The sequence below is a fragment of the Polaromonas sp. P3_A5 genome (assembly GCF_056403055.1).
This window is the reverse complement of the sequence record NZ_JBFUGF010000003.1, coordinates 351,792-360,234: the sequence shown is the minus strand read 5'-3', so window position 1 is coordinate 360,234 and position 8,443 is coordinate 351,792. Positions and strand designations below refer to the sequence as shown.

The following is an 8,443-nucleotide window of genomic DNA, read 5'->3' as shown; positions in this document are numbered from 1 at the left end:
GCTACGGAAGGGACAGCAAACGTGGCGGCGCCTTGCTCAATGATTTCAGGAACAAGTGGATGCTGGTGGGCTCCTACGACTTCGGGGATATCCGGGCCTGGGCGGTTTACAACCGCGACAACTTCCAGGGCAATGCGCTGTCGCGCAGCAAGGTGGATGCGCAGATGATTGGTGCCTCCTGGGACATCACGCCCAGCAGCAAGGTCATGGCCAACTACATCCGCAAGGATGTCCAGAGCGATCCGGCGGCCAAGCTCAAGCGCTTCCAGGCGGGTTACTCCTACAAGATGAGCAACCGCACTTCGCTGTACGCCTTCTATGACCGAAACGACCCCAACAACCGTGTCGCCAATGACGTCATCCGCGTGTACGGGGTTGGCATTCAGCACAACTTCTGAGGCCCCGAAGATCGGTCTGACGCACTACTTCCCGCACAGGCCCTTTTCAACCATGTCCAGCAGGTGCTGGCCGATCTGCTGCATTTGCGGGCCGATGAGGGGGCCTAACGGGCCGTCAATCACCAGCATGGCCAGGCCATGCACTGCCGACCAGGCGAGGAACTCGGCCCCGGGGCGGCGCTCCGGCGACAGCACGCCGGCGCTCACGAGTTTGTCGAGCGCGGCGCCCAGCAGCTCGAAGGGGTCCAGGCCGCTTTGCCCTTTGCGCTCGCTATCCCCCGGCGCGCCCTGGGCTCTTTGTTTCAAATCATCCGAGGGGCCAAAGGCCGTGCGGAACAACCCGCTCTCCGCCTGCGCAAAACGCAAATAGGCGGCACCGACCGCGCGCACGTTGGCGCGGGCGAATTCGGCAGGCGGTAAATCCTGGGGCAACGTGGCCAGTTCGGCTTCCATGGCGCGGGCCACGGCCGCCAGCGCGGCTGAACGAACCGCATACAGCAAGGCCTGGCGGTTTTCGAAATGCCGGTAGGCCGCATTAGGCGCCACACCCGCGCGGCGCGTGGCTTCGCGCAGCACCACGGCCTCGGGCCCGCCGGCCCGGGCCAGCTCCACACCAGCGTCCAGCAGGGCACGCCGCAGGTCGCCGTGGCGGTAAGTGCTGCGGGGTGGCGGGATTGGCAGGGAAGGGGGCGCGCTCGACATGGCTTGTTACTTATTTATGTGGACAGTGTTCATTATCTTTGCTATTCTTTTGTGGACGGTGTACACAATACTGCTGTTTTGGCCACCGCACAAGACCTGCAACCCTTTTAACGACTCTTCAGACGCTCTTCTTTCAAGGAACCAGACCATGCAGAAAATCACCCCCTTCCTGTGGTTCAACGACCAGGCCGAGGAAGCCATGAATTTTTATGTTTCGATCTTCAAGAATTCGAAGATCACCATGCTGCGGCGCTACGGCAAGGAAGGCCCGGGACCCGAGGGCTCGGTCATGACTGGCAGCTTCCAGCTCGAAGGCCAGGACTTCATGGCGCTTAACGGCGGCCCGCATTTCAGCTTCACGCCGGCGATTTCGCTGTTCGTGGACTGCAAGACGCAGGAGGAAGTAGACGAGCTCTGGGACAAGCTCTCGGCGGGCGGGGCACCCAACCAGTGCGGCTGGGTCCAGGACAAATTCGGCCTGTCATGGCAGATCATCCCCACCGCACTCGGCGACATGCTGGGCGACAAGAACCCGGCCAAGGCCGGCGCCGCCATGAGCGCCATGCTGAAGATGCGCAAGATCAATATCAAGGACCTCCAGGAAGCCTATGACAGGGCCTGAGGAAGCACCTCCTCATTCAATTTATTCAAGGAGAGACCCGTGACGACCAAGATGTTTGTGAACCTGCCCGTGAAAAACCTGAACCAATCGGTGAAGTTTTTCACCGCGCTGGGCTTCAAATTCAACCCGCAATTCACCGATGAAAACGCCACCTGCATGATCGTGAGCGAGGAAAGCTTCGTCATGCTGCTGGTCGAGAACTATTTCAAGACCTTCACCCCCAAGCCGGTGAGCGACGCACGCAAAAGCACCGAGGTGCTGATCTGCCTTTCCTGTGACAGCCGCCAGGAAGTCGACGAGATGGTCAGCAAGGCTGTGGCTGGCGGCGCGACCACGCCCAACAAGCCACAAGACCACGGATTCATGTACCAGCACGGCTTCGAAGACCTGGATGGTCATCTCTGGGAGCTCGCCTGGATGAACGTTGAAGCCCACGCTGCGCAAATGAGTGCCTGAAAAATCCCCCAGCCTTATCAACCCACGAAGGAGTCAATCATGCTGATCCAGTCTTACCTCTTTTTTAACGGCCGCTGCGAAGAGGCCATCGAGTTTTACCGCAAGGCGCTTGGCGCCGAAGTGAAGATGATGATGCGCTTCAAGGAGAACCCGGAACCCATGACCGAAGGCTGCGGGCCGGACGGCGGTGCCATCCCGGGTGAGAACATCATGCATGCCAGCTTCAGGATCGGCGAAACGGAAGTGATGGCCTCTGACGGCATGGGCAACGGCAAGCCGGAATTCAAGGGCTTCTCGCTCTCGTTGACTGCGGCCAGCGATGCCGAAGCGCAGCGCCTGTTCAAGGCATTGAGCGACGGCGGCAAGGTAGAGATGCCCATCATGAAGACCTTTTACGCTTCGTCTTTCGGCATGGTGGAAGATCGCTTCGGCGTGTCGTGGATGGTCATCAAGCCGCTGCCCATGCCCTGATGGGGAAAGCATATGCAATTCCTGCTGATCATTTGCCACGACGCGGCCTTCGCGCCCACGCCGACGCTGGTGGCCGACATTGGCGCCTGGGTAAAGGACATGGGGAGCCGCGGCATCCTCAAGCACGGCAACCCGCTGCGCCCCCCCGACGACGCGATGACGGTGCGGGTGCGCAGCGGCAAGCGCGGGGTAACCAGTGGCCCCTTCACCGATAGCGCGGAAAAAATGGCGGCCTATGGGCTGATTGAATGCGCCGGCATGCAGGAGGCGATCGACATCGCAGCCGGCCATCCCATGGCCAGGGCCGCAACCATAGAGGTCAGGCCGGTGTGGTCCGACCTGCCGCGCATGGCGGCCTGAAAATCACCGATGAAATGAGTCAGCATGAAGCTTTATTACTCGGACACGCTGAACCCGCGAAAAGCCTGCGCCGTCGCCAGGCACTTGAAGCTGCCGGTGGAGTTCATCTACGTGGCGCTGGAAAAGGGCGAGCACCGTACGCCACAGTTCCGCGCAATGAATCCCAATGCCAAGGTGCCCGTGCTGGTGGACGGCACCACGACCTTGTGGGAGTCGAATGCCATCATGTGCCACCTGGCGGAGAAAGCCGGCTCCGACCTGTGGCCGCGCGACAAGCGCCAGACCGAGGTGATCCGCTGGCTGATGTGGGATGCCACCGAGTTCGCGCCAACCGCCAGAACCTTCTATTTCGAACACATCATCAAGCCGCGCTTCCGTCAAAGCCAGGCCGACCCGGCCGAGATTGCGCGAGTGACGCCGGTCTTCGAGCGTTACGCCGGGGTGCTCGAAGCGCACCTCAAGGGGCGCGAATACCTCGTCGGCGACGCGCTGACTGTGGCCGACTTCGCGGCAGCTATCCCCTTGCCGTACGCCGAAAAGGCCCGCTTGCCGCTGGACAATTTCCCGGAAATCCGGCGCTGGCACGACCGCCTCAATCAGTTGGCCGCCTGGCGTGAGCCCTTTCCGGAATTACAGGGCGGTTAAATGCCTTGTACCCGCCGCTGAAAACAAAAAGGCCGGCGAGCACTCACGCGTTCGCCGGCCGGTGCAACCGAAGACCTTACCGTGCGGGCGCGGGAACGATCACGACCGTATCGCCTGTGGCACCGGTTCTGCCGGTCTTTCCGGTGTCGCCTGTGGCGCCGGTAGCACCCGCAGCGCCTTCGTAGCCGGTGGAGCCTGTTGCTCCCGTAGCACCGGTGGCGCCGGTCGGGCCGGGAATGCCGACTCCCGCGCCTGTGGCTCCTTTGGCGCCGTCGGTGCCGGGGGCACCCGTGGCGCCAGCAGGGCCGGCGGGACCGGGAACCGTGACCACAGCCGCAGGCGGCGCGACAACCGTTCTTTCACAAGCGCTCAGGGCCAGGGTGCCGGCAAGTGCGGCTAAAAGCAGTGGGTATTTCATAGAGATCCTCTGGTGAGAAAATTCGCACGGAAAAATGTGCGCCAACAGTTCGTTCCTGCCTTGACCGTGAACTGTTTTTTTTACGGATCATGTGCATGAAACCGATACCAGCCACAACACTTTGCCGAGAGACACACATTCGAGAACCGCAAGCGGTTGTCGCATGCCTGGCCATCTTGAAAGAATCATTTCTGATGCAGACAACAGGATGAGTGCTCAAGGTACCCATTGGCAAGCGCGCATGCTGTAGGACGGGCCCACGACAGCGTGTCCCGAATCGGCAGCATCGCAAACGCGCGTAACCACCTCCAATAGTGCAAACTTCAACCTGAACTTTCGCCCACACCGCCAAAGCCCTTTCTTCATTCACACCAGACAACAAGGCAAGGACATCCATGACTGCAACTTCTTTAACCAGCCCCGTGGCCGTCGTAACAGGGGGTGCACGCGGTATTGGCCTTGCCATCGGGCAATGGTTTCTGGCCAATGGTTACCGTGTGGCACTTCTGGATATCGACAGCGACACGCTGCTCCCCGCCGCTGCCGCCATTCAGGATGCAGGCCGCATACTGGCGGTGCATTGCGACGTGGCCGACCCGGCGCAGGTGAAATCGGCCATGGCGAAGGTGGATGCCCGCTTCGGCCGTATTGATGCGCTGGTCAACAACGCCGGCATCGCGGTGTTCAAGCCTATCGGTGAGACAACCTTTGAAGAATGGCGCCGGGTTTTGGGCGTCAACCTGGACGGCGCATTTTTGTGCAGCCAGGCCTGCGCGGCCATCATGAAGCGCACGGGCGGCGGCAGCATTGTCAACATCGCGTCGATCTCGGGCCTGCGCGCGAGCACGCTTCGCGTGGCGTACGGCACCAGCAAGGCCGCGCTTATCCAGCTGACCAAACAGCAGGCGGTTGAATTGGGCACCATCGGCATCCGGGCCAACGTGATCGCGCCCGGGCCGGTGGACACGGAAATGGCCAAGCTGGTTCACAGCGTGGCGATCCGCTCGGACTACCACGACGTGATTCCGCTGGGGCGTTACGGCACCGTGGAAGAAATCGCATCGGCCGTGGGCTTTTTGTGCAGCCCGGCAGCCAGCTATGTCAATGGCCAGGTGCTGGCTGTAGACGGTGGCTTTGAGTCTGCCGGTGTCGGCTTGCCGACGCTGAGAAAAAACCAGGCGGCCTGAGCACGCCGTCTTGAAAACCCTGGTCCCGGCATTTTCAGCCTTGCTCTATAGAATGATTCGGGTCTCTTCTGGCGTCACATTCTGGCGCCGCTTTCTTGTCAGGATGCCGCGTGCAACCCATTATTTCCCTTCAGAAACTCAGCAAAACTTACGCTTCGGGCTTTCATGCACTCAAGTCGGTGGACCTGGACATCCAGCGCGGCGAAATCTTCGCCCTGCTCGGCCCCAACGGCGCAGGCAAGACCACCTTGATCAGCATCGTCTGCGGCATTGTCAATCCGAGCTCGGGCAGCGTGACGGCTGATGGACATGACGTCGTTCGGGATTACCGCGCCGCTCGCGCCAAAATCGGGCTGGTGCCTCAGGAGCTTTCGACCGATGCGTTTGAAACCGTCTGGTCCACCGTGAGCTTCAGCCGGGGCCTGTTCGGCAAGCCGCCCAACCCGGCCTACATTGAGAAAGTGCTGCGCGACCTTTCGCTGTGGGACAAGAAGGACAGCAAGATCATGGCGCTCTCCGGTGGCATGAAGCGCCGGGTATTGATTGCCAAGGCGTTGTCGCACGAACCCACCATCCTGTTCCTCGATGAGCCCAGCGCGGGCGTCGACGTCGAGCTGCGCAAGGGCATGTGGCAAATGGTGCGGGAGCTGCGCGACAACGGCGTCACCATCATCCTGACCACGCACTACATTGAGGAAGCCGAAGAAATGGCCGACCGCATTGGCGTCATCAACAAGGGCGAGCTGATTCTTGTCGAAGACAAAACGGTGCTGATGCGCAAGCTGGGCAAGAAGCAACTGAGCCTGCAACTGCAAACGCCGCTGCAAACCATTCCGGGTGCGTTGGCAGGGCTGCCGCTTGAGCTGACGAAAGAGGGCCACACCCTGGTCTACACCTTCGACACACAAACCGAGGAGACGGGTATCGCGGCGTTGCTCAAGCAGCTGGCCGAACTCGGCATTGACTTCAAGGACCTGCATTCAAGCGAGAGTTCGCTCGAAGACATCTTCGTGAGCCTGGTGCATGCCGACAAACCGGGCGCCCAGAAGGAGGCCGCATGAACTGGCACGCCATCCGCGCTATTTACCGCTTTGAAATGGCGCGCACCTTCCGCACGCTGATGCAATCCATCGCCTCGCCGGTGATCTCGACCTCGCTGTACTTCGTGGTCTTCGGCGCGGCCATCGGCTCACGCATGGGTGACATCGACGGCATCCGCTACGGTGCCTTCATCATCCCCGGCCTCGTCATGCTGTCGCTGCTCAACGAGAGCATCTCGAACGCCGCCTTCGGCATCTACATGCCGAAATGGTCGGGGACAATTTACGAACTGCTGTCGGCGCCGGTGTCGTCCATGGAAGTGGTGATGGGCTACGTGGGCGCTGCGGCGAGCAAGTCCGTCATGCTGGGACTCCTGATCCTGGCAACGGCGCGCCTCTTCGTGCCCTATGAGATCGCGCACCCTTTCTGGATGCTGTGCTTCCTGCTGCTGACCGCGCTGACCTTCAGCCTGTTCGGTTTCATCATCGGGCTATGGGCCGACAACTTCCAGAAGCTGCAGATTGTGCCGCTGATGGTGGTGACGCCGCTGACTTTCCTCGGTGGCGCGTTTTACTCGATCAACATGCTGCCGCCGTTGTGGCAGAAGGTCGCCCTGTTCAACCCGGTGGTCTACCTGATCAGCGGATTCCGCTGGAGTTTTTACGGCGTGGCCGATGTCAACGTAGGCATCAGCGTGGCGGCCATCATGGGCTTTCTGGGGCTGTGCCTCGGCGCGGTGTGGTGGATCTTCCGTACGGGCTGGAAGCTGAAGGCCTGAGGAAGGGACAGGCGATTGATGACAACGCCCTATAGATGCTATTGATTTTATAGCTGCTTGCGCTTTCTACATAAGGTCCACAAGCATATTTCCCTTAAACCGCCAAGGCCGGGCCGGCCAGGTGGGCTGGCGATGCAGCTTGAAAGGACAGCGGCCAACCTTATATGTGTTCTTTGAAAGTTTCACGCCAGAAAGGCCTCTTCATGCCTGCCGACCCCACCGCAAGTTCTGTCGCTCACTCCGCCGCCCATCCAGTCCTCCAGGTCAAGCCACTCGGCTTTCCGTGGGCAACGCTCGACCCGTTCCTCTTTTGCGTGTACCACGACGACGCCTACCCTCGCGGCAATGCGCAGATGGGCCCGGATGCCTCGCTCGCGGGGCGCAATATCGGCCAGGACTTTGCCCGCAAGGACGGCTGGAACATGTACCACGGCAGCACGGTGCCGGGCTTTCCCGCGCACCCGCACCGCGGCTTTGAAACCGTGACCATCGTGCGCAAGGGCCTGATCGACCATTCCGACTCCCTGGGCGCGACAGCGCGCTTTGGCCGCGGCGACGTGCAGTGGCTGACGGCCGGCAAGGGCGTGGTCCATTCCGAGATGTTCCCGTTGCTGGACCCGCAAAATCCCAATCCACTGGAGCTGTTCCAGATCTGGCTGAACCTGCCGGCGGCCGGCAAGATGAGCGAGCCGCACTTCACCATGTTCTGGTCGCAGGACATTCCGCGCCTGGACATCAAGGATGCCGAAGGGCGCGGCACCGAAGTGGCCGTGATTGCCGGCCGTATTCAAAATACCCAGGCCGCGCCGCTGGCGCCGCCGCCGGATTCGTGGGCTTCGCAAGCCGAGGCCGACGTGGCGATCTGGACGATTCGCATGGTGCCCGGCGCCCGCTGGACGCTGCCCGCCGCAACGAGCGAAGGCACGCGCCGCCACCTGTATTTTTTCAAGGGGCAGTCTGCGACGCTGGGCGGCCAGGCGGTGAACGTGGACAGCGCCATCGAGCTGCGGGCCGGCGTGGATGCGGAGATCATCAACGGCGGCGAGGAAGCCGAATTCCTGATGCTGCAAGGCAAGCCCATTGGTGAGCCGGTGGTGCAGTACGGCCCGTTTGTCATGAACACGCAAGCCGAAATTGCACAGACCATGGCGGACTACCAGCGCACGCAGTTTGGTGGCTGGTCGTTTGGCGATGACGCGCCGGTGCATGGGCGGGAGCCGGCGCGCTTTGCGCGGCACCCGGGCGGACGCGAAGAGCGGCCGACGGGCGACTGACGGCCGAGCAGCGCCTCGCTGCTATATTTTTAATAGCTGTCCGCGCTTGTTCTTAGCTGCTCCGGGGCACTTTTCGCATAACTCCGGCATT

General features: G+C 61.3%; 12 protein-coding genes. 10 read left to right on the top strand and 2 right to left on the bottom strand.

Going from position 1 to position 8,443, the window contains the following annotated elements:
- Positions 1 to 398, top strand: a 398-nt coding sequence (locus AC1DU8_RS21140; RefSeq protein WP_477727217.1) for a porin, incomplete at its 5' end; no start/stop codon positions are given.
- A 24-nt stretch (positions 399 to 422) separates the two neighbouring features.
- On the opposite strand, the gene AC1DU8_RS21135 is transcribed toward AC1DU8_RS21140, so the two are convergent.
- Positions 423 to 1,100, bottom strand: a complete 678-nt coding sequence (locus tag AC1DU8_RS21135) for a TetR/AcrR family transcriptional regulator (protein ID WP_477727216.1) — start codon at positions 1,098 to 1,100, stop codon at positions 423 to 425.
- A gap of 148 nt (positions 1,101 to 1,248) precedes the next feature.
- Here AC1DU8_RS21135 and AC1DU8_RS21130 point away from each other — a divergent pair, with 148 nt between their 5' ends.
- From AC1DU8_RS21130 to AC1DU8_RS21110, 5 genes are read left to right on the top strand one after another with little or no spacing between them, the layout of a single operon-like run.
- Positions 1,249 to 1,722: a VOC family protein gene (locus tag AC1DU8_RS21130; RefSeq protein ID WP_477727215.1), complete on the top strand. Its 474-nt coding sequence runs from the start codon at positions 1,249 to 1,251 to the stop codon at positions 1,720 to 1,722.
- A 51-nt stretch (positions 1,723 to 1,773) separates the two neighbouring features.
- Positions 1,774 to 2,178, top strand: a complete 405-nt coding sequence (locus AC1DU8_RS21125; RefSeq protein WP_457282090.1) for a VOC family protein — start codon at positions 1,774 to 1,776, stop codon at positions 2,176 to 2,178.
- Between the two features lie 39 nt (positions 2,179 to 2,217).
- Positions 2,218 to 2,649, top strand: a complete 432-nt coding sequence (locus tag AC1DU8_RS21120) for a VOC family protein (RefSeq protein ID WP_457281969.1) — start codon at positions 2,218 to 2,220, stop codon at positions 2,647 to 2,649.
- A 12-nt stretch (positions 2,650 to 2,661) separates the two neighbouring features.
- A complete protein-coding gene (locus tag AC1DU8_RS21115; RefSeq protein WP_477707248.1) occupies positions 2,662 to 3,009 on the top strand; it encodes a YciI family protein in 348 nt (115 codons plus the stop codon).
- A gap of 24 nt (positions 3,010 to 3,033) precedes the next feature.
- Positions 3,034 to 3,654, top strand: a complete 621-nt coding sequence (locus AC1DU8_RS21110; protein WP_457281967.1) for a glutathione S-transferase family protein — start codon at positions 3,034 to 3,036, stop codon at positions 3,652 to 3,654.
- A gap of 76 nt (positions 3,655 to 3,730) precedes the next feature.
- Here AC1DU8_RS21110 and AC1DU8_RS21105 read toward each other — a convergent pair whose 3' ends face one another.
- Positions 3,731 to 4,072 (bottom strand): collagen-like protein, encoded by a 342-nt coding sequence (locus tag AC1DU8_RS21105; RefSeq protein ID WP_457281966.1) that lies wholly within the window; start codon positions 4,070 to 4,072, stop codon positions 3,731 to 3,733.
- 395 nt (positions 4,073 to 4,467) lie between these two features.
- Between AC1DU8_RS21105 and AC1DU8_RS21100 the strand changes: the two genes are divergently transcribed.
- The 4 genes from AC1DU8_RS21100 (at position 4,468) to AC1DU8_RS21085 (ending at position 8,352) form a co-directional block, all read left to right on the top strand.
- Positions 4,468 to 5,259, top strand: coding sequence for an SDR family NAD(P)-dependent oxidoreductase (locus tag AC1DU8_RS21100; protein WP_477727214.1), 792 nt, complete (start codon positions 4,468 to 4,470; stop codon positions 5,257 to 5,259).
- Positions 5,260 to 5,369: 110 nt separating this feature from the next.
- Complete coding sequence (locus AC1DU8_RS21095; protein ID WP_477667084.1) at positions 5,370 to 6,320, top strand: ABC transporter ATP-binding protein; 951 nt, start codon at positions 5,370 to 5,372, stop codon at positions 6,318 to 6,320.
- Positions 6,317 to 7,078 carry an ABC transporter permease gene (locus AC1DU8_RS21090; protein ID WP_457281963.1) on the top strand — a complete coding sequence of 254 codons (762 nt, stop codon included), beginning with the start codon at positions 6,317 to 6,319 and terminating at the stop codon, positions 7,076 to 7,078. The genes AC1DU8_RS21095 and AC1DU8_RS21090 overlap by 4 nt, the downstream gene beginning before the upstream one ends.
- 203 nt (positions 7,079 to 7,281) lie before the next feature.
- Positions 7,282 to 8,352: a pirin family protein gene (locus AC1DU8_RS21085; protein WP_477667083.1), complete on the top strand. Its 1,071-nt coding sequence runs from the start codon at positions 7,282 to 7,284 to the stop codon at positions 8,350 to 8,352.
- Positions 8,353 to 8,443 lie beyond the last annotated feature (91 nt).

Bases quoted from the DNA above. Each gene is read 5' to 3' on its own strand.
- AC1DU8_RS21135 (WP_477727216.1), bottom strand. From the start codon at position 1,100: ATGTCGAGCGCGCCCCCTTCCCTGCCAATCCCGCCACCCCGCAGCACT.
- AC1DU8_RS21130 (WP_477727215.1), top strand. From the start codon at position 1,249: ATGCAGAAAATCACCCCCTTCCTGTGGTTCAACGACCAGGCCGAGGAA.
- AC1DU8_RS21125 (WP_457282090.1), top strand. From the start codon at position 1,774: ATGTTTGTGAACCTGCCCGTGAAAAACCTGAACCAATCGGTGAAGTTT.
- AC1DU8_RS21120 (WP_457281969.1), top strand. From the start codon at position 2,218: ATGCTGATCCAGTCTTACCTCTTTTTTAACGGCCGCTGCGAAGAGGCC.
- AC1DU8_RS21115 (WP_477707248.1), top strand. From the start codon at position 2,662: ATGCAATTCCTGCTGATCATTTGCCACGACGCGGCCTTCGCGCCCACG.
- AC1DU8_RS21110 (WP_457281967.1), top strand. From the start codon at position 3,034: ATGAAGCTTTATTACTCGGACACGCTGAACCCGCGAAAAGCCTGCGCC.
- AC1DU8_RS21105 (WP_457281966.1), bottom strand. From the start codon at position 4,072: ATGAAATACCCACTGCTTTTAGCCGCACTTGCCGGCACCCTGGCCCTG.
- AC1DU8_RS21100 (WP_477727214.1), top strand. From the start codon at position 4,468: ATGACTGCAACTTCTTTAACCAGCCCCGTGGCCGTCGTAACAGGGGGT.
- AC1DU8_RS21090 (WP_457281963.1), top strand. From the start codon at position 6,317: ATGAACTGGCACGCCATCCGCGCTATTTACCGCTTTGAAATGGCGCGC.
- AC1DU8_RS21085 (WP_477667083.1), top strand. From the start codon at position 7,282: ATGCCTGCCGACCCCACCGCAAGTTCTGTCGCTCACTCCGCCGCCCAT.